At 70.1% G+C, this 25,464-nt stretch carries 22 protein-coding genes, 1 rRNA gene, 2 pseudogenes and 1 riboswitch; of the genes and pseudogenes, 11 read left to right on the top strand and 14 right to left on the bottom strand.

Features of this window, described 5'->3' with window-relative positions:
• The first annotated feature begins 51 nt into the window (after positions 1–51).
• The 7 genes and pseudogenes from LNW71_RS28965 to LNW71_RS28935 all read left to right on the top strand — a co-directional run bounded on the left by LNW71_RS28965 (position 52) and on the right by LNW71_RS28935 (position 5,402).
• Positions 52–375 (top strand): PAAR domain-containing protein, encoded by a 324-nt coding sequence (locus LNW71_RS28965; protein WP_250970892.1) that lies wholly within the window; start codon positions 52–54, stop codon positions 373–375.
• Positions 372–794, top strand: coding sequence for a GPW/gp25 family protein (locus LNW71_RS28960; RefSeq protein ID WP_250970891.1), 423 nt, complete (start codon positions 372–374; stop codon positions 792–794). Before LNW71_RS28965 ends, LNW71_RS28960 begins: the two co-directional genes overlap by 4 nt.
• A complete protein-coding gene (locus LNW71_RS28955; protein WP_250970890.1) occupies positions 794–2,755 on the top strand; it encodes a putative baseplate assembly protein in 1,962 nt (653 codons plus the stop codon). Before LNW71_RS28960 ends, LNW71_RS28955 begins: the two co-directional genes overlap by 1 nt.
• Positions 2,752–3,327 (top strand): phage tail protein, encoded by a 576-nt coding sequence (locus LNW71_RS28950; RefSeq protein ID WP_250970889.1) that lies wholly within the window; start codon positions 2,752–2,754, stop codon positions 3,325–3,327. The genes LNW71_RS28955 and LNW71_RS28950 overlap by 4 nt, the downstream gene beginning before the upstream one ends.
• Positions 3,320–4,021 (top strand): hypothetical protein, encoded by a 702-nt coding sequence (locus LNW71_RS28945; protein WP_250970888.1) that lies wholly within the window; start codon positions 3,320–3,322, stop codon positions 4,019–4,021. The genes LNW71_RS28950 and LNW71_RS28945 overlap by 8 nt, the downstream gene beginning before the upstream one ends.
• Positions 3,979–4,473 carry a hypothetical protein gene (locus LNW71_RS28940; protein WP_250970887.1) on the top strand — a complete coding sequence of 165 codons (495 nt, stop codon included), beginning with the start codon at positions 3,979–3,981 and terminating at the stop codon, positions 4,471–4,473. The genes LNW71_RS28945 and LNW71_RS28940 overlap by 43 nt, the downstream gene beginning before the upstream one ends.
• 108 nt (positions 4,474–4,581) lie before the next feature.
• Positions 4,582–5,402, top strand: a pseudogene (locus LNW71_RS28935) (PhzF family phenazine biosynthesis protein).
• 80 nt (positions 5,403–5,482) lie between these two features.
• On the opposite strand, the gene LNW71_RS28930 reads toward LNW71_RS28935, so the two are convergent.
• Positions 5,483–6,262, bottom strand: coding sequence for a CPBP family intramembrane glutamic endopeptidase (locus LNW71_RS28930; protein ID WP_250970886.1), 780 nt, complete (start codon positions 6,260–6,262; stop codon positions 5,483–5,485).
• A 184-nt stretch (positions 6,263–6,446) separates the two neighbouring features.
• On the opposite strand from LNW71_RS28930, the gene LNW71_RS28925 reads away from it, so the two are divergent.
• Positions 6,447–8,234 (top strand): substrate-binding domain-containing protein, encoded by a 1,788-nt coding sequence (locus tag LNW71_RS28925; protein ID WP_250970885.1) that lies wholly within the window; start codon positions 6,447–6,449, stop codon positions 8,232–8,234.
• An 84-nt stretch (positions 8,235–8,318) separates the two neighbouring features.
• On the opposite strand, the gene LNW71_RS28920 is transcribed toward LNW71_RS28925, so the two are convergent.
• Positions 8,319–9,824, bottom strand: a complete 1,506-nt coding sequence (locus LNW71_RS28920) for a glutamate-cysteine ligase family protein (protein WP_250970884.1) — start codon at positions 9,822–9,824, stop codon at positions 8,319–8,321.
• Between the two features lie 481 nt (positions 9,825–10,305).
• Here LNW71_RS28920 and LNW71_RS28915 point away from each other — a divergent pair.
• Together LNW71_RS28915 and LNW71_RS28910 are read left to right on the top strand one after the other, a co-directional pair.
• Positions 10,306–10,898, top strand: a pseudogene (locus tag LNW71_RS28915) (hypothetical protein).
• 311 nt (positions 10,899–11,209) lie between these two features.
• Positions 11,210–11,416, top strand: coding sequence for a DUF5999 family protein (locus tag LNW71_RS28910; protein ID WP_136326371.1), 207 nt, complete (start codon positions 11,210–11,212; stop codon positions 11,414–11,416).
• A gap of 88 nt (positions 11,417–11,504) precedes the next feature.
• Here the strand turns inward: LNW71_RS28910 and gcvP are convergent, their stop codons facing one another.
• On the bottom strand, positions 11,505–14,390 hold the full coding sequence (gene gcvP, locus LNW71_RS28905) for an aminomethyl-transferring glycine dehydrogenase (RefSeq protein WP_250970882.1): 2,886 nt from the start codon (positions 14,388–14,390) through the stop codon (positions 11,505–11,507).
• A gap of 193 nt (positions 14,391–14,583) precedes the next feature.
• A riboswitch (glycine riboswitch) is annotated at positions 14,584–14,680 on the bottom strand.
• Positions 14,681–14,793: 113 nt separating this feature from the next.
• Here gcvP and LNW71_RS28900 point away from each other — a divergent pair.
• The gene (locus LNW71_RS28900) at positions 14,794–15,162 is read left to right on the top strand and encodes a PRC-barrel domain-containing protein (RefSeq protein ID WP_250970881.1); all 369 of its coding nucleotides are present in this window, start codon (positions 14,794–14,796) and stop codon (positions 15,160–15,162) included.
• On the opposite strand, the gene LNW71_RS28895 is transcribed toward LNW71_RS28900, so the two are convergent.
• The 11 genes from LNW71_RS28895 to rrf all read right to left on the bottom strand — a co-directional run bounded on the left by LNW71_RS28895 (position 15,087) and on the right by rrf (position 25,395).
• Positions 15,087–16,547 (bottom strand): DNA polymerase IV, encoded by a 1,461-nt coding sequence (locus tag LNW71_RS28895; protein WP_250970880.1) that lies wholly within the window; start codon positions 16,545–16,547, stop codon positions 15,087–15,089. The genes LNW71_RS28900 and LNW71_RS28895 overlap by 76 nt on opposite strands.
• Before the next feature lie 93 nt (positions 16,548–16,640).
• Positions 16,641–17,258, bottom strand: a complete 618-nt coding sequence (locus tag LNW71_RS28890) for a MerR family transcriptional regulator (protein ID WP_250970879.1) — start codon at positions 17,256–17,258, stop codon at positions 16,641–16,643.
• Positions 17,259–17,425: 167 nt separating this feature from the next.
• Entirely contained in the window at positions 17,426–17,899 is a 474-nt protein-coding gene (locus LNW71_RS28885; RefSeq protein WP_006123076.1) for a bifunctional nuclease family protein, read from the bottom strand.
• Between the two features lie 53 nt (positions 17,900–17,952).
• Positions 17,953–18,690: a MerR family transcriptional regulator gene (locus LNW71_RS28880; protein ID WP_250970878.1), complete on the bottom strand. Its 738-nt coding sequence runs from the start codon at positions 18,688–18,690 to the stop codon at positions 17,953–17,955.
• 41 nt (positions 18,691–18,731) lie between these two features.
• Entirely contained in the window at positions 18,732–19,520 is a 789-nt protein-coding gene (locus LNW71_RS28875) for an FHA domain-containing protein (RefSeq protein ID WP_250970877.1), read from the bottom strand.
• 190 nt (positions 19,521–19,710) lie between these two features.
• Positions 19,711–20,499, bottom strand: coding sequence for a DUF881 domain-containing protein (locus tag LNW71_RS28870; protein ID WP_250970876.1), 789 nt, complete (start codon positions 20,497–20,499; stop codon positions 19,711–19,713).
• Between the two features lie 5 nt (positions 20,500–20,504).
• The gene (locus tag LNW71_RS28865) at positions 20,505–20,837 is read right to left on the bottom strand and encodes a small basic family protein (RefSeq protein WP_003970459.1); all 333 of its coding nucleotides are present in this window, start codon (positions 20,835–20,837) and stop codon (positions 20,505–20,507) included.
• Positions 20,834–21,697 (bottom strand): DUF881 domain-containing protein, encoded by an 864-nt coding sequence (locus tag LNW71_RS28860; RefSeq protein WP_250970875.1) that lies wholly within the window; start codon positions 21,695–21,697, stop codon positions 20,834–20,836. Before LNW71_RS28860 ends, LNW71_RS28865 begins: the two co-directional genes overlap by 4 nt.
• Before the next feature lie 213 nt (positions 21,698–21,910).
• A complete protein-coding gene (locus tag LNW71_RS28855) occupies positions 21,911–24,406 on the bottom strand; it encodes a mannose-1-phosphate guanyltransferase (RefSeq protein ID WP_250970874.1) in 2,496 nt (831 codons plus the stop codon).
• 113 nt (positions 24,407–24,519) lie between these two features.
• Positions 24,520–25,128 (bottom strand): CDP-alcohol phosphatidyltransferase family protein, encoded by a 609-nt coding sequence (locus tag LNW71_RS28850; RefSeq protein ID WP_250970873.1) that lies wholly within the window; start codon positions 25,126–25,128, stop codon positions 24,520–24,522.
• A gap of 150 nt (positions 25,129–25,278) precedes the next feature.
• A 5S ribosomal RNA gene (gene rrf / locus LNW71_RS28845) occupies positions 25,279–25,395 on the bottom strand.
• Between the last annotated feature and the right edge of the window lie 69 nt (positions 25,396–25,464).

Here is a 25,464-nt window from a genome sequence, read left to right as displayed (position 1 = left end):
TCCCGAGGCCGGCCCCCGCCCGCCGCCGACCGCAATCCCGAGGAGTACCCGATGCCAGCCGTAGCCCGTACGGGCGATGCCACCGCTCACGGAGGCCGGATCACCACCCCGCCGCCCATGGCCGCCGCGGCGGTGGCCCGTGTGCTGATCGGCGGCCGCCCGGCCGCCGTCATGGGCAGCCTGCACGTCTGCCCGGTCGTGCCGCACGCGGCCCTCGGACCGCTCAACGTGCTCGAACCCGATCCGGCCGCCCTGGTCGGGAACCAGGTCCTCATCGGCGGGTTCGCGGCCGCACGGGTGGGCGACAAGGCCGTCTGCGGCGCTCAGATCATCCCGCCCGGCGCCTTGAACGTCGAGATAGGAGGCTTGCTGTGAGCGACCGGTTCATCGGCCGCGGCTGGGCGTTCCCCCTGCGGGTCGGCCCCACCGGCGGCATCGCGATGGTCGAGCGCGGACGTGAGATCGAGGAGGCCGTCCGGCTGGTGCTCGGGACGGCTCCCGGCGAACGCCCGATGCGACCCGAGTTCGGCTGCGGCATCCACGACTACGTCTTCGCCCCGGGCGACGGCGACACCGCGGGCCGGGTCGCCCAGCAGGTGCGCGAGGCGCTGGAGCGGTGGGAGCCGCGGATCGCGGTGGACGACGTGGTCGTCGCCTTCGACTCCGTGGACGCGGGCACCCTCTACATCGACGTGCGCTTCACGGTGCGGACCACCAACGACCGGCGCAACCTGGTCTTTCCCTTCTACACGATCCCCTCCGAGGAGGGGGCCGAGGAATCGGTCACGAGCTGATGGTCCTGCCTTCCCCCAATCTGGACGACCGCCGGTTCCAGCAGCTCGTCGACGAGGCGAAGCGGTACGTGCAGCAGCGCACGCCGGAGTGGACCGACCACAACGTCTCCGACCCCGGTGTCACCCTCATCGAGACGTTCGCCTACCTCGTGGACCAGCTGCTATACCGGCTGAACCGGGTCCCGGACAGGAACTACCTCGCGTTCCTGGACCTGTTGGGCATTCAGTTGTTCCCGCCGTCGGCGGCCGGCGCCGAGGTCGACTTCTGGCTGTCGGCGCCCCAGCCCGACACGGTGACCCTGACCGCGGGCACCGAGGTGACGACCGCGGCAGGAGAGAGCGAGGAGGCCGTGGTGTTCGCCACCACGGAGGAACTGCGCATCGTCCCGAGCGAGTTGATTCGCCTGGTGACGGCTCCCCGTACAGGTGAACAGACCGACCGGACGGGCGCCCTCGCCGAGGGCCGCGACGTACCGTGCTTCCAGACGGCGCCCGAACCCGGTGACGCACTGCTCTTCGGTCTGCCGACTGCGGTGCCGCGCTGCGTGGTCGCGGTGCGTCTGGACAGCCGCGTCGAGGGCGTCGGAGTCGACCCGCGCCAGCCCCCGCTGGTGTGGGAGGCCTGGGACGGGGGCCGCTGGCAGCGGTGCGAGACCGGCGAGGACACCACGGGCGGTCTGAACCGGCCCGGCGAGGTCGTCGTGTACGTACCTGCCGGACACAAGGCGTCGGTGATCGGCGGTACGCGCGCGGGGTGGCTGCGCTGCCGGGCCGTCGAGGCGGAGCCGGGCCAGCCGTTCTACTCCGAGTCCCCGACGGTGCGCGAGGCTGCCGTCTTCACCATCGGGGGCACCATGACGGTGGAGCACGCCGAGACGGTGGCCGACGTGTCGCTGGGCACCTCGGAGGGCGTCGCAGGACAGACCTTCCGGCTGGACCGCCCGCCCGTCCTGCTCGACGGGACGCCCCCGGAGGTGGAGGTCTCCTCGTCCGAGGGATGGCAGCGCTGGGATGTCGTGGACCACTTCGGAGGCTCGCAGCCCACGGACCGGCACGTCCAGGTCGACGCGACGACAGGCGAGTTCACCTTTCCTCCGGTCCTGCGTGAGGCGGACGGCACGCTGCGCGCGTGCGGCGCCGTGCCCCCCAAGGGGGCCCAGGTGCGGGTGGCGCGCTACCGCACCGGCGGCGGCCCTGCGGGCAACGTCGCCCGGGGCGCGATCAATGTGCTGCGCAGCTCCGTTCCGTACGTGGCCCGGGTCGGCAACCGGGAAGCGGCCCGCGGCGGGGTGGCCGGCGAGACCGTCGACAACGCCAAGCTGCGCGCCCCGCAGGCGCTCCGGATGCAGGAGCGCGCGGTGACCGCCGAGGACCATGAACTGATCGCCCGCCGGGCGGCGCCCTCGGTGCGCCGGGTGCGCTGTCTGCCGGCCGCCGACGACCCGGGCGCGGTCCGGGTTCTGGTGGTGCCCGACGCGGTCGCCGACGAGGGCGACGACCGGCTCCGCTTCGAGCAGCTGATCCCGTCCGACCAGGTGCTCGCCACTGTCGCCGGCGCTCTCGACGAGCGCCGGCTGATCGGAACCCGGCTGGTCGTGGAACCGCCGGTCTACCAGGGCGTGACCGTGGTGGTCCGGCTCACGGCGCCGTCCGGTGACACCGGCCGGGTGCGCGACGCCGCGCTGGCCGCACTGTTCCGGTACTTCAATCCGCTGCACGGCGGCCCGGACGGCACGGGCTGGCCGTTCGGGCGGTCGGTGCAGTACGGCGAGGTGTTCGGTGTGCTGCAACGCGCCATCGGTGACGTGCTGGTGGATGAAGTCCGGCTGTTCGCCGCCGATCCGATCACGGGCAGGCGCGGCTCTCCCGTCGACCGCATCGACATCGGCGCCGGCGCGCTCGTCTTCTCGTACCAGCATCAAGTGGTCGTGAGCGCCGCGGACCGGCAGGGCCGCGCATGAGCCGCGCCGCCGTCCCCGGGCTGCCCAGCCGGTACCCCATCGGCGCGCAGCTGCCCGCTCTGTACGCCGACGACGACTTCGCCCAGCGGTTCACCGCGGGTCTCGACACCGTGCTGGCCCCGGTGTTCGCCACCCTCGACAATCTGCCCGCCTACCTCGATCCCCGGGTGGCACCGAGCGACTTCCTTGCCTGGCTGGCCTCCTGGGTCGGTGGGATCGATGACCCGAGGTGGCCCGTGGAGCTGCGCCGCGAGGCAGTGGTCCGGGCGATGGAACTGCACCGCGGGCGCGGCACGCGGCACGGGCTGGTGGACGCGCTGCGCCTGGTCCTCGGCGTGCGGGCGGACGTCAGCGGAGACGGCTCCGTCGTCTGGTCGCGTACGGCGGACAGCGCTCCGCCGCCCGCGCCGGCCGAGGCGGTCCTGATCCGGGTGTGGCCCGAGCGGACGGCCACGGTCGACGCGGACCGGGTCCATGAACTGGTCCGGGCGCTGTGCCCGGTGCACACCGTCTACCGGGTGGAAGTCCTGCCGGGGCCACCCGCCGGTGAAGAAAGGCAACCTCATGCGTGAGTGTCCCGACTGCGGGGCGTCCAACGGAGCGACGGACGACTTCTGCGGCAACTGCGGCGGCTACCTGGGCTGGTCGGACGCCGCCACGGCGGCGCAGACGGAGCCGGCACCGGGCGGACCGGAGCACCCGGCGCCGCCCGCAGCGTCCACGGAAGCCCCGGCGCGAGGAGCGGCACGAAGTGCCCCCCAGCCACGTCAGCACACCTCCGCACCTGCCCCCGGCGGTACGGGCCCCGTGCCGGCGCCGGCCGAGGGCGACGCCTCGACAACGGCGGCCGGCCCCGGCGCCCCCGCCACGCACCCGCTGCCTCCCGCTGACGCAGACAGCCCGGCGCCGCCCGCGTCCTCGCCCGCCCCGCCCCGCGCGGCCGCACCGCTGCCGGTCAAGCCCGCCAGGGCGACGGCCCCGCGCCCGGTGGTCCGGCCCACCACGGCGGACGACACCGCGACCGGTGTGCCTTGTCCACAGTGCCGCACTCCCAATCCGCCGGACCGCCGCTTCTGCCGCCGTTGTGCGGCTCCCCTGGCCTCCGCTGCCGTGAGCACTCCGCTGCCGTGGTGGCGGACGGTCTGGCCGCTGCGCCGCCGTGCCCGAGGAGGCTCGGGTCGCCTGGTACGCCTCGTGGTGATCATCGCCGTGGTCATGGCCCTGTGTGCGGGAGGCTTCCTGCTGCTGCCGGCGGGCGGCATCTGATCGAGGACACCCGGGACAAGCTCGGCAAGGCCAAGGCGGTCTCCCCGGCCGGCGTCACGGCAAGCGCCCAGCTTCCCGGGCACCCTGCGGACGACACCACGGACGGGCTCAGCAACCGCTACTGGGCCGTCCCCCGCTCCGGTGCCTCCGTGACGTACACCTTCAGCAAGCCGTTCCGGCTCGTCGACCTGATCATCACCAATGGTGCGTCGAAGGCCGCAGAGAAGTACGGGCTCCAGGGGCGCGCTCTGCGGATGGACATGGAAGTGACGGCACAGGACGGCCAGGTGCACCGGAAGGCGATCAACTTGAGCGACAAGCCCGGCCCTCAGACGATCCCTGTCGGCATCAGTGACGCCAGAACGATCCGACTGACGCTCGGCGCCCCCGCGGGCCTGACGCGGGGCCGCCACATCGCGCTCGCGGAGGTGGAGTTCTTCCAGCGCGCGTAAGGGCTGTCAGCAGGCCGCGGCCGACGCACGGGTCGCTGCCGCGGCAGCGGTCCGCGGATGCCGAATTGGCCTTGGCCTGCGGCACCGCGGCGCACCTACGGTCGGGCCATGAGGATTCGAATCGTCGACGCGTTCACCGACCGCCCCTTCACCGGCAATCCCGCCGGCGTCCTGCTCCTGGGCCCAGGCGGCTTCCCCGATGACAGCCGGCTCCAGCAGGTCGCCGCGGAGCTGAACCTCTCCGAGACCGCGTTCGCGCACCCGCTGCCGCCGGGCGGCGACGCGGACTGGGCGCTGCGCTGGTTCACCCCGGTCACCGAGGTCGACATGTGCGGCCACGCCACGCTCGCTACCGCCCATGTCCTGCACACCACCGCGGCCGCGAGCGGCACGGTGCGGTTCGCCGCGCGGTGCGGGGTGCTCACCTCGACCGCGCACCCGGACGGCTCGATCGCCCTCGACTTCCCCACCGCGCCGCTGACCCCCGAGGCCCCGGCGGAGGGACTGGCCGCCGCCCTGGGGCGGAGCCCGTGTCCGTGCACGACACGGGCCCGCACATCGGCGACCTGCTGGTGGAACTGGGCGACGAGGCGACCGTACGAGGACTCGCCCCCGATTTCGCGGCACTGACCGCCCACTCGCGGCGCGGCGTCATCGCCACGGCCGCGGCCGCCGCCCCCGACTGCGGCTACGACTTCGTCTCCCGGGGCTTCTTCCCCGCGGTCGGCATCGACGAGGACCCGGTGACGGGCAGCGCACACACCGCCCTGGCGCCGTTCTGGTCGGCCCGCCTCGGCCGCGACGAGCTGACCGGCCTCCAGGCGTCCGCCCGCTCCGGGCTGGTCCGCACCTCGTTGCGCGGTGCCCGCACCCTGCTGACCGGCCGCGCGGTGACGGTCCTGGACGGGGAGCTGCTCGTCACCCTCTGACGGTCGGCGTGGGACGGCGGGAGGGGGTGTGCGGATCGTCCCGCCCACCCCCTCCCGCCGCCCCACGGCCCCGCACCCGCTCATGGGGTGGGCAGCCAGCCCACCTTCCCGGCCAGCAGCGCGTATCCGACGAACGCCCCGATGTCGAGCAGCGCGTGCGCCGCGACCAGTGGCCCCACCCGCTGCCAGCGGCGGTACAGCAGCACGAAGACCACCCCCATCGCCATGTTGCCGAGGAAACCGCCGATGCCCTGGTACAGGTGGTAGGAGCCGCGCAGCACCGAGCTGGCCACCAGGGCGGCCATCGGCGTCCACCCCAACTGCCCCAGCCGGCGCAGCAGATACCCGACGACGATCACTTCCTCCAGCACGGAGTTCTGGATCGCCGACAGGATGAGGACCGGGAACTTCCACCACACGTCGGGCAGGGACTCGGGAACGACCGTGAGGTTGAAACCGGCGGCCCTGGCCACCAGGTAGAAGGCCAGCCCGGCACTGCCGATACCCGCCGCCACCAGCGTGCCGCGCCCCAGGTCCGGCCACGGCCTGGTCCGGTCGAACCCGATCGCCCGCAGGCCCGTCCCCTCCCTCATCAGCAGATGCGCCACCAGGGCGACGGGCACGAGTGCTGTCGCGATGCCGAAGAGCTGCCAGGCGAGATCCAGCCAGGGACGCCCCGGGGCGTACGAACTGTTGAGGGTCGCCGCCTGGTCCTTCAAACCCCCCGGTTTCGTCAGCGATCCGACAAAACTGATCAGGGCAGACACCCCGCTGGCCCCCAGCGAGAGCGCCAGTACCAACACCGTTTCGGACCGCAAGATCCGTCGTGACACGGCCTCCTGGGGATAAGAATCAGCCACGCGCCCCTCCTCCACCTGTACACCTGCCCTGGGTTGTGCATTCACGTCCCATGCCACTCCCCGCCCCGCTAGGGTCTCGAATGCAGGTACGAAGATCATGCGCGACTGGCCGGGGGACGAGCACCATTGCCGATGGTGTGGTCCCCCTTTTCCTTGTTCATCCTCAAGGAGGGGCACCACCGACATGGGACGTCACAGCTTGCCCGACGACTACGCGGCGGACGGAAGCGGGGACCGTCCACCGCGCCGCCGCCGCACCGTAGCCATCGCCACCATGCTCGTTCTCGCCGTCGCCGCGGGGACGGCGGTGGCGGCCCAGGGCGGCCTGCTGTCGTTCTCGAACTCCTGCGGGGACTCCGCCGTCCGTCTGTCCATGATGACCTCACCGGACATCGCTCCCGCCGTGCGTGCCGTCGCCGACAAGGCACGCAAGGACGATCTGAGATCCGACGGCCACTGCGTGGACGTGGAAGTGGTGGCCCGTGACTCGTACAAGGTCGCCGACGCACTCGCCGGCGGCACCCGCAAGCCTGACTACCAGATGTGGCTGCCGGATTCCGATCTCTGGCTGAGCCGCGCGAAGGGGACCGGCGACGCCGTTCCGATCACTCCGGGCGACTCCGTGGCCTCCTCGCCGGTCGCCCTCGCCATGGTGCCCGCCGCCGCCAAGAGCCTCGGCTGGCCGCAGAAGCAGTACTCCTGGGCGCAGGTGACGGCCGCGGCGATGGATGCCGACAAGGTGCGCCTGGGCGCGGCCGACCCGGCGCGCAGCGCCACCGGCCTGCTGGCGCTCACCAGCATCGCCACCTCGTCCGGCAAACAGGGAGGCGACAGCGACACCCGTGTCGCGGCCACCGCCAAGCTGCTCGCCCAGCGGATGTCCGACGGTGACACCCAGGTCCTCGGGACGCTGGCCCAGGACGGCTCCGGTGCCGAGGCGGGCAACCCCTCGCGCAACCAGGCGGTGCTGCTGTCCGAACAGGCCGCGTTCGCCCACAACGCCGAGTCGACCGAGGACGGGAGGCTGGACCTCTTCTACCCCAAGGACGGCACGCCGCTGCTCAACTACCCCTTCACACTGGTCAACGAGGAACAGCAGAGCCTCGACGAGAGCCGGGCGGCCCTGCGGTTCATGACGCTGCTCTCCGAGGACAGCGCGCAGCACACCCTGGCGGAGCACGGCTTCCGGACCACCGACGGCACTGCGGGCGAGAGCCTCGTCGCCTCGGCGGGCGGCAAGTCCCCGCAGCCGTACGCCACATCGCCCGCCACCGCGCCGTCCGACGAGGCGCTGCAGGAAGCGCTCGGCATGTGGACGATCACCGTGCAGAGCGCCCGGCTCACCACGGTCGTCGACGCCTCCGGATCGATGGCCACGGTCGTGCCGGGGCGCAACCAGTCCCGGATGGACGTCACCAAGGCCTCCCTGATCCAGGCCCTCGACCAGTTCACCCCGAACGACGAGATCGGCCTGTGGGAGTTCGCCACCACGCTGGACGGCGACAAGGACTACCGCAGGCTGGTGGCGACCAGCCGGCTCGGGGACGCGGCCAAGGGCGGCGGCACCCACCGCGAGAAGCTCGCCGCCGCGTTCGCCGCGCTGAAGCCGGTGCCCGACGGTGCGACCGGGCTGTACGACACCACGCTGGCCGCCTACAAGGAGGCGCAGCGCACGTATGTGAAGGGAAAGTTCAACGCCGTGGTGATCCTCACCGACGGCTCGAACCAGGACGACCTTTCCATCTCGCGCAGCGCACTGATCGCGGAACTGAAGCGGATCGCCGACCCGGAGCGACCGGTTCCGCTGCTCGCCATCGCGGTGGGGCCGGACGCTGACCGCGACGAGGTGAACGAGATAGCCAAGGTGACCGGTGGCGGCGGCTACCAGGTCAACGACCCGGCGGAGATCCAGGCGGTGATTCTGCAGGCCGTCATGACCGCCGGGCAGAGCGGCCGCGGAGCCGAGGAGTAGGACCTGCGCGGCGGCAGGGACGGGGCGCGGCAACTGCGCACCCGGCCGCCCGCAGAAGCAGCGCTTACGGGCGGCCGGGTCCGGTCACGGTGCCGGGACGCCCACCGGCCAGGTGTGCACGGGCTCGCCGTCCTGCATGAGTTCGCCGTACCGGCGGGTCATGGCAGCGAGTGCCGCCTGCCGCCCCATTCCGGCCTCCCTCGCCCGGTGGTAGGTGTCCGCCTGCCAGGACGCCCCGTTCGTCCGCCGCCTGCACCGCTCCTCGATGATCCCGAGGTAGTGGTCGCGGTCCGCGGGGGCGATGTTCCAGGCGTCGAGCCCCGCCGCGGCCAGCGGCAGCAGTTCGTCGCGTACGAGCTTGACGGCCGGCACCTTCGTCAGACCGCCCGAGCGGCCGGACCGGGGCCAGAGCAGCTCGGCTTCGATGCCCTGCCGGCAGGCGGTGTCGAAGTTCTCGGCCGCGGCGGAGAACGGCATTCTGGTCCACACCGGGCGGGACTCCTCGGCGAGGGCCCGGACCAGTCCGTAGTAGAGGGCGGTATTGGCGATCACGTCGGCGACGGTCGGCCCCGCGGGCAGCACGCGGTTCTCCACCCGGAGGTGGGGTACGCCGTCCGACAGCCCGTACACCGGCCGGTTCCACCGGTAGACCGTGCCGTTGTGCAGCACGAGCTCCTGGAGCCGCGGCACCCCGCCGTCGTCGAGGACCCGAAGCGGGTCCTCCTCGTCGCAGATGGGCAGGAGCGGGGGGAAGTAGCGGACGTTCTCCTCGAAGAGCTCGAACGCCGAACCGATCCAGCGTTCCCCGAACCAGGTCCGCGGGCGCACCCCCTGATTCTGCAGTTCGGGCGGCCGGGTGTCCGTGGCCTGCAGGAACAGCGGCGGCCGCGACTCCCGCCACAGCTCCCGGCCGAACAGGAACGGCGAATTGGCTCCCAGCGCCACCTGGACCGCGGCGACGGCCTGGGCCGCGTTCCACACGTCCGGGAAGCGCTCCGGGGTCACCTGCAGATGCAGCTGGACCGAGGTACAGGCCGCTTCCGGTGTGATCGACCCGGAAGTGCAGACCAAGCGCTCGACGCCTTCGATATCGAGGGAGAAATCCTCGCCGCGCGCCGCCACCATTTGATCGTTCAGCAGTGCGTAGCGGTCCACGTCGGAGAGGTTCGAGCGGACCATGTCCTGACTGCCCAGCGTGGGCAGTATTCCGATCATCATGATCCCGGCGTCGACCTCGCCGGCCTTCCGGTCGGCATATCCGAGACCGGTGCGCAACTCCTCGGCCAGCTGGTCGAGAACGCGGCCTGTGAGATGATGGGGAACTATGTTCACTTCCAGATTGAACATACCGAGTTCGGTCTGGAAATCGCGGCTCGCGATGCGCTCCAGGACCTGTCCATTCATCATCTTCGGCATGCCGTCGGAGCCCGCCAGATTCAGCTCGATCTCCATGCCCATGAGGTTGCGCGGCCGATCGAACCTCCGCTCCGACAGGAGCCTCCCCAGCCCCTCCAGGCACCGGTGCAGCTTCCGCCGGTACCTTTGCCGGTCAGACAGGTCAAAGGCGTCCGCCACGACCTTCTCCCCCATCGAAGTGTCCCTCCTCGAGTGGGCAGCCCGCGGCCCAGGCCGCTCGCGTCACGATCGATAATGCCCAGACAGGGTGATCTATAACGTCCCCGGACGGCGCGCACCCGCTAATCTGATGACCACGGCCCGCGGCACATTCACTCGGCATGACGCAGGGCGCAGTTTCCACCGTTCGGCGTCCGAGCAATGCGCCGACGTGTTTCAGCCTACCGCGCTGGGGGAAAAACCCGAGGCGGTGGCTGCGCCGCTCGCATCGAATCAGCATAATCTCCGCATAATTAAGTCCGGATACCGCCTTGCCGGCAATAGTCGTGGCGGCTAGTGGAAACACCGCGTGAACACGTGTCGTATAAACTCCGCGGACGAGGCAGAGAGTTGACGCACCGGCTCAGTCACCGGCCTCCTCTGGCCCCGCACGCCGACAGCGCCGTCTGCACCCGCCCACGCTCCACCGTGTCTCCGAAGTGAGAGGCGACCCACTATGCCGCTGCATGTTCCCCCGGCTCCCGCGCCCGCGCTGAGAAGCGTACTCGCGGCGCTCGGATCACCCACCGCGGTCCGCGAGGCCCGAACCCCGCTCTGCGGTCCGTCCAGGGCCCGCTGAGCCCCGAACACCCGCTCCCCGTCCATGTACTGGACCGAATCGGAGCGGGCGGTCTCACACCCACCACCCGGCTCGCCGCCTGGCGCTTCCAGATCCGCAGTGCGGAGCGGGCAGTCGCCGCGGCGGACACCATGCTCACCCCCGACGGCTGGACCTTCTCGCACTTCTTCGAGGGCCCCTACATCGCCTCCACCGAACTGGCATTGCGCCAGGCGGAGGCGGCAAAGACGCACTACCAGCCGAGGCTGCTGTCCATTCCTGAGCTCTACATGCTGGCGCTGTGGCTGCACGAGGACACCGAGGCCGACGCGTCCGGCGGGTCGCCCGCCCCGGCCGATCTGCTGGTTCCGCTGGCGCCCGCCCCTCCGGGTATCGCGGCACATCGTCCGCACCGGGTCGCCGACCTGCTTCCCGTGATCACCACCCGCATCGCTCCCGGCCCCGGCCCGCTGCTCGGCTCTCCGGCCTGAAGCCGGGCCGCCCCCACTTCGCTGTGCCCGCCACCGATTCCGGTGGCGGGCACAGCGCCGCGAGGCGCACGCGCGCCCCATCCGGACTAGCCCCATCAGCCCACCCCGAACCATCCGAAGTGACAGTGCAGTTGCGTTGAACCGTCCGGCCGGGTGATGCGTCATGAGAGGAGAAGAAGCGCTGCCGCGAAATCCCTGCGGATTGACGCCCGTGGGGCAACACTGGGAACGGACCGATCGATACGGGGGCGGCCATGAACCACTCTTCAAGCCGCAGGACACTCCACTCAACGCAGCGAAAGAACCCATCCATGTGTCAGCACCAGCCACCCTGCCCCACAGCCGACTCAGCCGACAGGGAAGCCGCCCGCCTGGTGGCGCACCATCCGGAACAGGGCTGGAGCCTGCTGTGCAACGGCGTCCTGCTCTTCGAGGACACCGGTGAGCTGCTCCCGGACGGGCAGATCATCGCTCCGCACCGGCCGCTGGGAACGGGCCGGGTGGTGAAGGCCGCCTGACCGCGGCAGGTAAGGACAGGGGCCGGCCCGGAGAAGTCTCCGCACCGGCCCCGACGCAGTTCCGCGTCACACAGCGACGCTCAAGCCGTCAGTTGTCGTACTCGTCCAGCGGCGGGCAGGAACAGACGAGGTTGCGGTCACCGAACGCACCGTCGATCCGCCGCACCGGCGGCCAGTACTTGTCGGCGGCCTGGACACCGGACGGGAAGACCGCCACCTCACGGCTGTAGCCGTGCGCCCATTCCCCGCCCAGCGCGGCCGCCGTGTGCGGGGCGTTGCCCAGCGGGTTGTCGTCCGCGCTCCACTCACCGGAGGCGACCTTCTCGATCTCGCCGCGAATGGCGATCATCGTGTCGCAGAAGCGGTCCAGCTCCGCGAGGTCCTCGCTCTCGGTCGGCTCGATCATCAGCGTCCCCGCGACCGGGAACGACATCGTCGGCGAGTGGAAGCCGTAGTCGATGAGGCGCTTGGCCACGTCGTCGATGCTCACGCCGGTCGCCTTGGAGATCGGCCGCAGGTCCACGATGCACTCGTGCGCGACCAGTCCGGCCGGGCCGTTGTACAGGATCGGGTAGTGCGGCTCCAGCCGCTTGGCGACGTAGTTGGCGGCGAGCACGGCGACCTGCGTCGCGCGCTTCAGACCCTCGCCGCCCATCAGGCGCACGTACGCCCAGGAGATCGGCAGGATGCCCGCGGAGCCCCACGGAGCGGCCGAGATCGGGCCGACCCCGGTCTCCGGACCGGCGGCCGGCTGCAGCGGGTGGTTCGGCAGGTACGGCGCCAGGTGGGCGCGCACGCCCACGGGCCCGACACCGGGACCGCCGCCGCCGTGCGGGATGCAGAAGGTCTTGTGCAGGTTCAGGTGCGAGACGTCGCCGCCGAAGTGGCCCGGCTTGGCCAGGCCGACCAGCGCGTTGAGGTTGGCACCGTCGACGTACACCTGACCGCCCGCGTCGTGCACCTCGGCGCAGATGTCGGCGACGTGCTCCTCGAAGACGCCGTGGGTCGACGGGTAGGTGATCATGAGCACGGCGAGCTCGTCGCGGTGCTGCGCGATCTTGGCGCGGAGGTCCTCGATGTCGACCTCGCCGTCGTCGGCGGTCTTCACCACGACGACCTTCATCCCGGCCATCACGGCGCTCGCCGCGTTGGTGCCGTGCGCGGAGGACGGAATCAGGCAGACGGTCCGCCCCTCGTCACCGTTGGCGCGGTGGTACGCGCGGACGGCCAGCAGACCCGCGAACTCGCCCTGCGAGCCGGCGTTGGGCTGGATGGAGACCGCGTCGTAGCCGGTGACCTCGGCCAGGCGCTCCTCCAGCTCGCGGATGAGCGTCAGGAAGCCCTGTGCCTGCTCGGCCGGCGCGAAGGGGTGCAGCGCCCCGAACTCGGGCCAGGTGATCGACTCCATCTCGGCCGTGGCGTTCAGCTTCATCGTGCAGGAGCCCAGCGGGATCATGCCGCGGTCCAGCGCGTAGTCGCGGTCGGCGAGCCTGCGCAGGTAGCGCAGCATCGCGGTCTCCGACCGGTACTGGTGGAAGACCGGGTGGGTCAGGATGTCATCGGTGCGCAGCAGCGGCTCGGGCAGCGCCTCGGCGGTCGTGGCGTCCAGCGCCTCGATGTCACCCTCGACGCCGAAGGCCGCCCAGACGGCCGCGACCTGCGTACGGGTGGTGGTCTCGTCACAGGCGAGCGAGACGAGATCGCCGTCGACGAGCCGCAGGTTCACGCCGCGCTCGCGGGCGTCGGCGACGACCTGCGCGGCCCTGCCGGGGACCCGGACGGTGAGCGTGTCGAAGTGGGCAGCGGTCACCACGTCGGCACCGGCCGCGCGCAGCCCCTCGGCGAGGATCGAGGCGTAGCGGTGGGTGCGCCGCGCGATCGTCCGCAGCCCGTCGGGGCCGTGGTAGACCGCGTACATGCCGGCCATCACGGCGAGCAGCACCTGGGCGGTGCAGATGTTGCTGGTGGCCTTCTCCCGGCGGATGTGCTGCTCACGGGTCTGCAGGGCCAGGCGGTACGCCTTGTTGCCGTCAGCGTCCACGGAGACACCCACGAGGCGGCCCGGAAGGCTGCGGGCGAACTTCTCGCGGACGGCCATGAAGCCGGCGTGCGGTCCGCCGAAGCCCATCGGCACGCCGAAACGCTGGGTGGTGCCGACGGCGATGTCCGCGCCCAGCTCACCCGGCGAGGTGAGCAGGGTGAGGGCCAGCAGGTCGGCGGCCACGGTGACGATCGCGCCGATCCCGTGGGCCTGCTCGATGACGGGCCTGAGGTCGCGTACGGCTCCGGAGGCGCCCGGGTACTGCAGCAGCACGCCGAACACGCCGCGCTCGGCGATCTCGGCCGGGATGCCGTCGGTGAGGTCGGCGACGACGACCTCGACACCGGTCGGCTCGGCACGGGTCTCGATGACGGCGACGGTCTGCGGAAGGGTGTCCGCGTCGACCAGGAAGACGCCGTTCTTGACCTTGCCGACGCGCCGCGCCAGTGCCATGGCCTCGGCGGCGGCGGTGCCCTCGTCCAGGAGCGAGGCTCCGGAGGTGGGCAGCCCGGTCAGTTCGGCGACCATCGTCTGGAAGTTCAGCAGGGCTTCGAGGCGGCCCTGGGAGATCTCCGGCTGGTACGGCGTGTAGGCCGTGTACCAGGCGGGGTTCTCCATCACGTTGCGCAGGATCACCGGCGGGGTGAACGTGCCGTAGTAGCCGAGCCCGATCATCGGGGCCAGCACCTGGTTGCGGTCGGCGAGCAGACGCAGTTCGGCCAGCACCTCGGCCTCGGTACGGGCCGCCGGCAGCTGCAGCGCTTCCGCGCTCCTGATGACATCGGGGACCGCGGCCGCGGTGAGCTCGTCGAGCGAGCCGTAACCGACCTGGGCAAGCATCTTCGCCTGCGCCGCGGCGTCGGGACCGATATGACGCTGCTCGAACGGGATTCCCTGTTCCAGCTGGGAGAGCGAAGTGCGACGGGGGGTCATGATGGAGGCCTCCTGGTCTGTCACGACCTGCGAGGGGCACCACGGCGCGGGGTGCCCGAACGGCCTCCCCCTCTGTCATCTCGACCTGAGAGCTTCACCGGTGCCCACTGCTCGCACCGGCTTTCACCGTCGGTGAGGGAGAGGTCCGCCTCGGCCACGGCCGTGCGAAACCCGCCCTGCTTTCCAGAGTGACCTCGTCCGTGCGGTACGGGGGCCTGAGAGATTCCGGGGAGGATTTGCTCCTTCGGCGCCTCCGGATTCGCTCCGGAGGACTCTCCCGCACAGGGTCAGCAGCCACGGCCAGCCTACCAGCGGGGTTCCCGGCAGAGTTCTCGAGTGGCCAATGCCACGGATCTGCACTTCTGTAGTGCCTGTGGAGTAGCCGCGACCAGTGGGAGGGTCCGTGCAGACCGATATCGATCCGCGCAGCCTGATCGGCCGCAAGGCGTTCGACCGCAAGGGCACCAAGATCGGGACCGTGGACGAGGTGTACCTCGACGACGCGACCGGCGTGCCGGAATGGGCGGCCGTACGCACCGGACTGTTCAGCCGGGATGCCTTCGTCCCGTTGGAACCGAGCGAATTCGTCGAGGACGCGCTGCGTATCCCCTTCGACCGGGCGCTGATCAAGGACGCGCCCGACTTCGGGGTCGGCCGGCATCTCTCGCCGGAACAGGAGCTCCAGCTCTACCGGCACTACGGTCTGGACTCGCTGCCCGAGGAAACCGGCCCCGACCGCGATTTCGGCAGGCTGGCCGGCCAGGACGAGTAGTCGACCGGGTTCCGCACGAGCGGCAGCGGATCGGCCGGCTGCAGGTCCGGATCGTCGACGCGGAACGTACGCACCCGGCCGGGCGCCGATTCCGGCTCCTCGAAGCGCACCGTCACCCGGCCGATCCCGCTGCCCTGCACCCAGCCGTGGCCGTAGGTGTCATGACGTACGTCGTGCCCGGCCGGCCAGCGCCGGGCGGCGAGCTGCTCGGCGCTCTCCTGCTCGGGCTCCTCGTCCTGCGGCCCGCCCTCGTCCGTACCGGCGCCGGCTCCCTGCTCGGCGGCCACCGCGAGCTGCGCGGCCGTCCGCTCGTCGGCCGCCTGCGCGAACAGATCCTCCTGCGTGAAGTCGGCCAGTCCGGTGACACCCACGCCCAGCAGCCGCACTCCCCCGGTGGTGTCCACCGACTCCAGGAGCCGTGCCGCGGCCTCCCGGACCACCGTGGGGTCGTCGGTGGGCCCGCGCAGCGTCTCGGACCGGGTGAGGGTCGAGAAGTCGTACCGCCGCACCTTCAGCACCACGGTCCGGCCCGAGCGCTCCGCAGCCCGCAGCCGCTGGACGCACCGGTCGGCCAGCCGCTCCACCTCGCTCCTGACCCGGACCCGGTCGTGCAGGTCGGTGTCGAAGGTGTCCTCGACCGAGACCGATTTCGCGTCGCGCTCGGCGACGACCGGCCGGTCGTCGTAGCCGGACGCCATCCGGTGCAGCGAGCCGCCGTGCGCCCTGCCCAGCAGCCGTACGAGCTCGGCCTCGCCCGCCTCGGCCAGGTCGTTCACCGTGGTCATCCCGGCGCGGCGCAGATGGTCCGCGGTGGCCGGCCCCACGCCGGGGAGCGTACGCACCGGCATGGGCGCGAGCAGGTCCCGCTCGGTGCCCGGTTCTATCAGCAGGATCCCGTTGGGCTTCGCCTCCTCGGAGGCGATCTTGGCCAGCATCTTGGAACCCGCGAGGCCGACGGAGCCGCTGAGTCCGGTGACCGCCTCGATCGCCTCACGCAGCTGCTCACCGATCGCCAGCGCCGAGGCCGTGTCGTCCGCGGTCCCGCCGGCCTCCAGGTCGACGAACGCCTCGTCCAGGCTCAGCGGCTCGACCAGCGGGGAGAGCCGGCCCAGCAGCTCCATGACCTGGTCACTCACGGTCCGGTACAGCATGAAACGCGGCACGAGATAGGCGGCGTTCGGCGCCAGTCTTCTGGCCTGGGCCGTCGGCATCGCCGAGTGCACCCCGAAGCGCCTGGCCTCGTACGAGGCGGTGGCGACGACGCCACGCGGCCCCAGCCCGCCCACGACCACCGGCTTGCCGCGCAGGCTCGGCTTCGCCGCCTGCTCCGCAGAGGCGTAGAAGGCATCCATGTCCAGGTGCAGGATGGTGGGCGCGGCTCTCACATCAACCGATGCTGCCCTACGGCACTGACAACCGCCGCGCGGCGACGGCCCGTGGCCCCGGGACGTCTACGGCCCGGGCGGGCTCCCACCGGGTCAGCCGGCCCGGTTGCGCCGTCGGGCGAGCTCGTCGGCGGGGTTGTTCCCGACCAGCGTCTCCCCGGTGTCCACCCGTTCCCCGTGCAGTTGCGACAGGGCGGCGTCGACGTCCCGCCACACCACCCCCACGGCGATACCGAAGACGCCCTGGCCCCCCTGGAGCAGGTCGACGACCTCGGCGGGTGAGGAGCACTCGTAGACGGTCGCGCCGTCGCTCATCAAGGTCATGCGTTCGAGGTCCTGGAAGCCCCGGGCCCGTAGATGCTGGACCGTGGTGCGGATGTTCTGGAGGGCCACCCCGGTGTCGAGGAAGCGCTTCACGATCTTCAGCAGGACGACGTCCCGGAAGCTGTAGAGACGCTGTGTTCCCGACCCGTAGGCCGGGCGGACGCTCGGCTCGACAAGGCCGGTGCGGGCCCAGTAGTCGAGCTGCCGGTAGGTGATCCCCGCCGCCGCGCACGCCGTCGGCCCGCGGTAACCGATGTCGTCGGCCGATGCCACGCCGTCCCCCGCCACCTCAGCCGGCGCAGCCGGCTGCCTGATGGTGTGGCCGGCTGTACTCCCCTGCTGCGGATACGGCCCACCCACTGCCGCACCGTCGCCGCTGCTTCTCACGCCGACCTCCGTCCTTGACCTGCCCACTCGAAGGTAGGCAGTCACCAGGGGTGCGTCAACGATCGCCACACTCGGCACGCCGAGTGATAATCACCCTGAGGGTGGTTTCCCGTGACTCCCGACCGGGAAAGGCTTCTCGGATGCGCTGACGGCGCCCCCTCGGGACGTCACTGACTGTTCGTACCGAAGTCCTCCGGCGAGATCTGATCGAGGAATTCGCGGAACTTCTCCACCTCGTCCTCCTGCTCGTCGGGAATCGCGATCCCCGCGTCGTCGAGCACCCCGTCACTGCCGTAGATCGGCGTTCCGGTGCGCAGGGCGAGCGCTATGGCGTCGGACGGCCGCGCGCTCACCTCGACTCCGCTCGCGAAGACGAGCTCCGCGTAGAAGACCCCTTCGCGAAGGTCCGTGATCCGGACCTCGGTGAGCTCCTGGCCGACGGCCTCGAGCACATCCTTGAAGAGATCATGGGTCAGCGGCCTGGCCGGAGCCATACCCTGCTGGGCGAAGGCGATCGCGGTCGCCTCACCAGGACCGATCCAAATGGGGAGGTACCGGTCGCCTCCCACTTCACGCAGGAGCACGATCGGTTGGTTGGAGGGCATTTCCACCCGGACACCCACAACGTCGAGCTCGTTCACACAGCAACCCTAGGACTTGCTCGGCAGGTTTGGGTAGTCGGGCTCCACCGGGATCAGTGGAGCCGGATCTGAAGAGCGGTCTGTACGAGGGCCGAGTGCAGCCGTACAGAGAGTTCCGCAAGCTCCTTCGCAGTGGCCTCGGCATGGGCCCTGGTCTGCGGATTCCGGTGCCGGCGCAGGGGCGCGACGACCTGTTCGATCAGGCCGGCCTCCCGGTCGGCGGCCGCTCGCATCGCGCGAAGATGACGGGGTTCCAGACCGAATCGGCCCAGATCCGCCACAAGCCTGGCGACGGTGACCGCCTCGGCGTCGTATCCGCCCTCGGACGTCGGAACGACCAGACCGTAGGACTCCCACGCATCGAGGTCACTCTCGGTGACCTCGGCGGCGGCCAGGAGCTCGGCGCGGCCGATGCGGGCCGCCGTGGCCCGCCCGGGCCCGCAGGTCCAGCCACCTTCGACGAGGTCCGTCCCGCCGTCCTGGGACGGCAGGGCGGCCTGTTCGCCCCGGGCGAGGGCGTCCAGGTGCTCACGGATGACCTTCAGCGGAAGGTAGTGGTCCCGCTGCATCCGCAGCACCTGAGCGAGCCGCTCGACGTCGTCGGGGCGGAACTTCCGGTACCCGGAGGGGGTCCGCTGCGGTTCGACGAGTCCCTCCGCCTCCAGGAAACGAATCTTGGAGATGGTGACTTCCGGGAACTCCTCCCGCAGCTGCAGGAGCACCGTCCCGATGCTCATCGGGCGGTCGGTGGCGGTGCCGTGTCCGGCACCGCCCGTCGGTGTTCTCAGCATGGACCTTCCTGGGGGTCCCCCCGACGGAGTCGGGGAGCGGGTCAGACGGCCCGCTGGCTTGCGTAGAAGACCAGCCGGTACTTGCCGATCTGCACTTCGTCGCCGTTGGACAGCGCGACGGAGTCGATGCGCTCACGATTGACGTAGGTGCCGTTCAGGCTGCCCACATCCCCGACCGTGAAGCTGCCGTCGGGGCTCCGGCGGAACTCCACGTGACGACGCGACACCGTCACGTCGTCGAGGAAGATGTCGCTCTGCGGGTGGCGGCCGGCCGTGGTCAGCTCGCCGTCCAGCAGGAAGCGGCTGCCCGAGTTCGGACCGCGCCGCACCACCAGGAGCGCCGAGCCGAGCGGCAGGGCGTCCACCGCGGCCTGAGCCTCGGGAGAGAGCGACGGCACGGACGTCTGACCGGTCGCCTCCGCCTCGTATGCCTCAAGGCCCGAGATGGAGATGGTCGACGTCGTCTCCGAGGCTCGCTCGGGAACCCCGCCCCGCAGCGGCGCGCCGCAGTTGGAGCAGAAACGACTGGCCTCGGCATTGCGGTGCCCGCACCTCGTACAGACCGGCATGGGCGCACCTTCCTGCCTCGGGGCGAACCCTCCACCCGTACCTGAGGTTGACGGTTCTCCGAAACCTATGCGGCCGGGACCGGCAGGGTCAACAGACGACGCGCCGGAACCGCCCGGATTGTCACCCCCCGAACCTGCCACCTGATCGCGGAAGAGCGGGCGCTCGCCGCCCTGCTCGTCGGCTTGGCCATGGCGCGGTGCGCGATGGCGGGCAGCTTCATCGCGTGCGCTCTTGCCGAACAACTTCCCAAACAACTTCACGGGCGATTCCCCTTGACCGAAACAGACCCGCCCGTGGGGCAGGACGAACCCTGAATGAACACACCTGCCGACCCGGACATCTTCACAACGTCCGTATCCACTCGACAGTTTCCACCACGCACCGCCATTACGATGCGGCGACCCCCCGCAACCTTCTGCCCGTGTCCCCCGACGTCCACGCGTCCCCGGTTCACTGGGCCGACGACCGAGCGTAGTCAGGCCGCTCCGCCGGTCGCAAGGCGTCCACGACAATGTCGTCGGCTTGCGCCACGTGCACGGTGGCCTGCTCCTTCTCCAGCGTCTGCACCACCCCGCCGGGAATGTTCAGCGCCGGCTCCAGGTCCTGCGGCTTGCCGATGACCTTGAAGACGTACGGCGCCGAAATCTTCCGGCTGTCCACCTTGATCGCACCGCCGTCGCCGGAGAAGTACGTATTGGCCACCACGCGCACGCCGTTGACCTCGATGGCCTCGGCGCCGGCTGCCCGGAGCTCCTGAAGGGCGTCGAGCAGCTTGTCCGCCTCCACCGCGTCACCGGGGTCGTTGATCGTGAGGGTGATCCCGGGCCCGTGCGCGGCAACGGTACCCGCGAGGATGCCGAGTTGACGCTCCTTCTCGACCGTCTGCTTCCGGGCCTCCTCGGCCTGGTCGGAGCTGTTCTCCAGCTCCGTGCGCTGGTCGTCGAGGCGCTGCTTCTCGTCCTCCAGCCGCTGGGATCGGTCGTCCACCTCGTCGAGGATGCGGACCAGGTCCTCCTGGCGGGCACCGCGCAGCGCGCTGTTGTCGCTGTTGGACCGTACCTGGATGGCCAGTCCCAGGCCGAGGACGAACAGCAGCACCGCGACGATGAGTTGGGCGCGGGTGACGCGTGGCGGCCACACCCCGGCAAGCAGCCGCTGGCGTCCGGTGAGCTCCTGGGAGGCGTCCGCAGGCCGCTCGCCGGGCTGTTCCGGGCCGTCTGTGAATCCGTCGTTGCTCATCGGCCTCAGGCCCGGAAGACGTGCCGGCGGATCGCGGCGGCGTTGGAGAAGATCCGGATGCCGAGGACGACCACCACACCCGTGGAGAGCTGCGCTCCGACGCCCAGCTTGTCACCCAGGAAGACGATCAGCGCGGCCACGACCACGTTCGAGAGGAACGAGACCACGAACACCTTGTCGACGAAAATGCCGTCCAGCATGGCGCGCAGGCCGCCGAACACCGCGTCGAGGGCGGCCACCACGGCGATCGGGAGATACGGCTCGACCACCGCCGGCACTTCGGGCCGGACCAACAGTCCGACCACGACTCCCACGACGAGGCCCAGTACGGCGATCACGATGTGCCCTTCCCAGTTTCTGCCGCACCACTGCCGGTGTCTGCGGCCTTATAAGGCTCTGCTGTCCGTACGATCAGGCTCGGGGCGGCCGGGAGACTCACCTTCTCCTGGACGGAGATGCTGGTCCTGATGTCGAAGGTGTCCTTCAGCGCTTGCAGGTACTGGCCGTCCGCAGTGTCCTGGAAGGCGGCGCTGAGCTTCTTCCCGTCCCCCACCGCGAGCACCGAGTACGGCGGCACGAGCGGTTTGTTGTCGACCAGTATGGCGTCGCCCGCGGCGCGGATCGCCGACAGGGCGGTCAGCCGCTGCCCGTTGATGGCGATCGCTTCGGCGCCGGACTGCCACAGGCCGTTGACGACCCGCTGCATGTCCCGGTCGCGGACCCGTCCCGTGTCGGAGAACCCGCTGGTCTCGCGCGGACCGCCACCGCCCTGGTCGGTGTCCTTCGCGTCGTCGACGACCAGCTTGATCCCGGGACCGTGCACGGGCGTCGCCCCGGAGAGCAGGGCGACCAGCTCCGCCTGGTCCCCTCCGTGCTTCTCCAACGCCTTGCGCTGACGCCTGCTCACGTCGTCGCGGACCTCTTCGACCTGTGCTTCGAGTGTGTCGGCCGCGTCGGTCTCCGCGTCGATCCGGTCGATGAGTTCCTCGCGCTCCTTGGCGAGGACCGGGGCCGAGACCCGTGCCTGCGCGGCGCCGAGCGTGACGACGAGCGCCGCCAGCACCAGGCACGCGGCGAAACCCACCTTGGCCTTGAGCGTGCGGGGCATACCGGAGCGGCCGTCCGCCTTGCGACGAGCCGATGCCTCGGCATACCCGTCGTCCAGGCTGTGGTCCATCACGTTGGTCAGCAGCGACATGGACGCGTCGGGGCGCGCGGGCGGCGGGGCCGTACTCCGATCGGGGGCTGCTGCGACATGCCGCACATCGTCGCACGTCGCAGTAGCTACCGCCGAATGGCCCCACCGGTGTGCCGGGCGCCGTCGAACGACACCCCCGGCACACCGGTGGGATCCACGGACCTGCCGGCCACTGCGGCGGCAGTACCTGCGCCGCCGCACTGGCCGGACGGCTCAGTTGCCCGCGCTGTCGACGACCGCCGACCACTCGTCCAGGAGAGCCTGCGCCGAGGCATCGTCCGGCCCTTCCGCCCACAGATGGGTGACTGCTTCCGCGCGGTCCGGCAGCACCATCACCCAGCGCCCGTCCGCCTCGACGACCCGCACACCGTCCGTCGTATCGACGCTGCGGTCTCCGGCGGCTTCGACGACGCTGCGCATCACGAGGCCCTTCACCGCCCACGGAGTCGCCAGATCACGGCGCAGGACGTGAGCACGCGGAATGCGTGCGTCGATCTGGCTGAGCGTGAGCTGCGTCCTGGCCACCAGCCCGATCAGCCGCACGAACGCGGCCGATCCGTCGAAGACGCTGCTGAACTCCGGAACGATGAATCCGCCGCGGCCGTCTCCCCCGAAGATGGTGCCTTCCTCGCGGCCCACCCTGGTCAGGTCGTCGGGCGACGTCGTCGTCCACTCGACCTGGGTGCCGTGGTAAGCGGCCACCTGCTCGGCGACGCGGGTGGTGGTCACCGGCAGCGCCACCCGCCCGCTGCGCCGCTCGGCGGCGACGAGGTCGAGCATGACCAGCAGGGCCCGGTCGTCCTCGACGATCCGCCCCCGCTCGTCGACCAGCGAAAGCCGCTCGCCCACCGGGTCGAACCGGATGCCGAAGGCGGCCCTCGCCGAGGAGACGATCTCGCCCAGCCGCACCAGCCCGGACCGCCGGGTCTCGGCCGTCTCGGTCGGACGCGACTCGTCGAGCCCGGGATTGATGGTCAGCGCGTCCACTCCGAGCCGTCCCAGCAGGCTGGGCAGGACAAGCCCCGCGCTGCCGTTGGAGGCGTCGACGACGACCTTGAGGCCGGCGTCGGCGATCCCCGTGGTGTCCACGTTGCGCAGCAGGGACCCGGTGTACGAGTCGAAGACGCTGGACGGGAAGTGCAGGTCCCCGATCTCGCCGGGGAAGGCACGGCGATATTCCTGTCGGGCGTAGACGCGGTCCAGCTTTCGCTGCTGCGCCTGGGAGAGGTCCGCACCCCGTTCGTCGAAGAACATGATGTCGACGGAGTCGGGCACGCCCGGCGACGTCCGGATCATGATTCCGCCCGCGCTGCCACGCGCGGTCTGCTGGCGCGCCACGGGCAGCGGTACGTTCTCGAGGTCACGGACATCGATCGCGCTGGCCTGCAGCGCGGAGATCACCGCTCTTTTCAGCGCGCGGGCGCCACGGGAGTGGTCACGCGCGGTGGTGACCGTGGAGCCCTTCTTCAGCGTCGTCGCATACGCTCCGGCCAGCCTGACAGCCAGTTCCGGCGTGATCTCGACGTTCAGGATGCCGGAAACGCCTCGGGCCCCGAAGAGGTGAGCCTGTCCGCGCGACTCCCAGATGACCGAGGTGTTGACGAACGCGCCGGCCTCGATGGTCTTGAAGGGATAGACGCGGACGTTGCCCTGGATGATCGATTCCTCGCCGACGAGGCACTCGTCGCCGATCACCGCACCGTCCTCGATCCGGGCCGCACGCATGATGTCGGTGTTCTTGCCGATCACGCAGCCGCGCAGGTTGCTGTGATCGCCGATATAGACGTTGTCGTGCACGACGGCCTTGTGCAGGAACGCCCCGCTCTTCACGACGACATTCGACCCGATCACCGTGTGTTCACGGATCTCCACGCCGGCTTCGACCTTGGCATAGTCGCCGATGTACAGGGGCCCTCGCAGTACCGCGTCCGGATGCACTTCGGCGCCTTCGGCCACCCACACGCCGGGCGAGATCTCGAAGCCGTCGAGCTCCACGTCGACCTTGCGCTCGAGAACGTCGGCCTGGGCCTTCACGTAGCTCTCGTGCGTGCCCACGTCCTCCCAGTAGCCCTCGGCGATATAGCCGTAGATGGGCTTGCCTTCCTTCATGAGCTGCGGGAAGACGTCCCCGGACCAGTCCACGGAGGCATCGGCCTCGACGTAGTTGAAGACCTCGGGCTCCATCACGTAGATGCCCGTATTGACGGTGTCGGAGAAGACCTGACCCCAGGTGGGCTTCTCCAGGAACCTCTCGACCTGACCCGCTTCGTCCACGATCGTGATGCCGAATTCCAGGGGATTCGGTACACGCGTGAGGCAGACCGTGACCAGGCCGCCCTTTTCCTTGTGGAAGGCGATGAGATCGGTGAGGTCGAAATCGGTGAGCGCGTCACCGGAAATGACGAGGAAGGTGTCGTCCTTCAATGCCTCTTCGGCATTCTTCACGCTGCCCGCGGTGCCGAGCGGTTTCTCCTCGTTGGCGTAGGTGAGCTCCATCCCGAGCTCTTCGCCGTCCCCGAAGTAGTTCTTCACCAGGGACGCGAGAAACTGGACGGTCACCACCGTCTCGTTGAGCCCGTGCCGCTTGAGCAGCCGGAGAACATGCTCCATGATCGGCCGATTGGCTACGGGCAGGAGCGGCTTGGGCATGCTTGAGGTCATAGGGCGAAGGCGTGTACCTTCGCCGCCTGCCATCACAACGGCCTTCATGTCGGAAACGTCCTCCTATAAGAGACGACGGTTTAGCCGACTTCACCCGTCGGGGCATCATCTGTGTCATCAGCCGCGGGCCGGCCACACTGCGCGACACCGCTTCAACAGGCTCAATCGGCTACTGCATCCGCCTTGACGAGCCGGCGGACCTGAACCACGTAGAGGACTCCTGCCCACCAGTAGAGAGTTGTACCCCATCCTGCGAACGCCCATCCGAAAACAGTGGCCAGTGTTGCCAGCCAACCACCTCCGTCGCTGAGCAGCAACAAGGGAAAGGCGTACATCAGGTTGAACGTGGCCGCCTTACCCAGGAAGTTCACCTGTGGCGGTGGATAGCCGTGACGGCGCAGGATTGCCACCATCACGAGGAGCATCAGCTCACGCGCGAGAAGAGCTGCGGTGAGCCAGAGGGGAAGGATCTCCCGCCAGGTCAGCCCGACGAGAGTCGAAAGAATGTAGAGGCGGTCGGCAGCCGGGTCCAGCAGCCGTCCCAGGCTGCTGATCTGGTTCCAGCGGCGTGCGAGCTTACCGTCGAGGTAGTCACTGACGCCGCTGAACATGAGTACCAGCAATGCCCAGCCGTCGCTCTTCGGGCCGCCGAACTCGGGGCGGAGAATCAGCCACAGGAAGACAGGTACGCCGACGAGGCGAGCCATGCTGAGGATGTTGGGGATGGTGAGGACCCGGTTCGTCTGAACGCGAGTCTCCTGGACCTCCACCCGGGGGCCTCCTGTGAAGAACGTGCCAATGATGCCCCCTGACCTTACCCTCAGTTGCGGCCGGCAGGGACACGGGGGTACGGGCAACCGTCGGGGAACGCAGAAAAGCCCCGTGCCACAAGGGCACGGGGCTTAACTATTTTAAAAGGAGTTCGGCGGCGTCCTACTCTCCCACAGGGTCCCCCCTGCAGTACCATCGGCGCTGAAAGGCTTAGCTTCCGGGTTCGGAATGTAACCGGGCGTTTCCCTAACGCAATGACCACCGAAACACTATGAAATTAACCAACACCGGAACAAAACACGGCCGTTCGTTATTTCAGAACTAACACAGTGGAC

This window comes from Streptomyces sp. RKAG290 (assembly GCF_023701695.1).
In the GTDB taxonomy this organism is placed as follows: domain Bacteria; phylum Actinomycetota; class Actinomycetes; order Streptomycetales; family Streptomycetaceae; genus Streptomyces.
This window is presented reverse-complemented; position numbering and strand designations above follow the sequence as displayed.

Bases quoted from the DNA above. Each gene is read 5' to 3' on its own strand.
- LNW71_RS28870 (WP_250970876.1), bottom strand. From the start codon at position 20,499: ATGAGCAACGACGGATTCACAGACGGCCCGGAACAGCCCGGCGAGCGG.
- LNW71_RS28920 (WP_250970884.1), bottom strand. From the start codon at position 9,824: ATGGGGGAGAAGGTCGTGGCGGACGCCTTTGACCTGTCTGACCGGCAA.
- LNW71_RS28880 (WP_250970878.1), bottom strand. From the start codon at position 18,690: ATGCTGAGAACACCGACGGGCGGTGCCGGACACGGCACCGCCACCGAC.
- LNW71_RS28855 (WP_250970874.1), bottom strand. From the start codon at position 24,406: ATGAAGGCCGTTGTGATGGCAGGCGGCGAAGGTACACGCCTTCGCCCT.
- LNW71_RS28860 (WP_250970875.1), bottom strand. From the start codon at position 21,697: ATGTCGCTGCTGACCAACGTGATGGACCACAGCCTGGACGACGGGTAT.
- LNW71_RS28945 (WP_250970888.1), top strand. From the start codon at position 3,320: ATGCGTGAGTGTCCCGACTGCGGGGCGTCCAACGGAGCGACGGACGAC.
- LNW71_RS28925 (WP_250970885.1), top strand. From the start codon at position 6,447: ATGGGACGTCACAGCTTGCCCGACGACTACGCGGCGGACGGAAGCGGG.
- LNW71_RS28950 (WP_250970889.1), top strand. From the start codon at position 2,752: ATGAGCCGCGCCGCCGTCCCCGGGCTGCCCAGCCGGTACCCCATCGGC.
- gcvP (WP_250970882.1), bottom strand. From the start codon at position 14,390: ATGACCCCCCGTCGCACTTCGCTCTCCCAGCTGGAACAGGGAATCCCG.
- LNW71_RS28955 (WP_250970890.1), top strand. From the start codon at position 794: ATGGTCCTGCCTTCCCCCAATCTGGACGACCGCCGGTTCCAGCAGCTC.
- LNW71_RS28910 (WP_136326371.1), top strand. From the start codon at position 11,210: ATGTGTCAGCACCAGCCACCCTGCCCCACAGCCGACTCAGCCGACAGG.
- LNW71_RS28965 (WP_250970892.1), top strand. From the start codon at position 52: ATGCCAGCCGTAGCCCGTACGGGCGATGCCACCGCTCACGGAGGCCGG.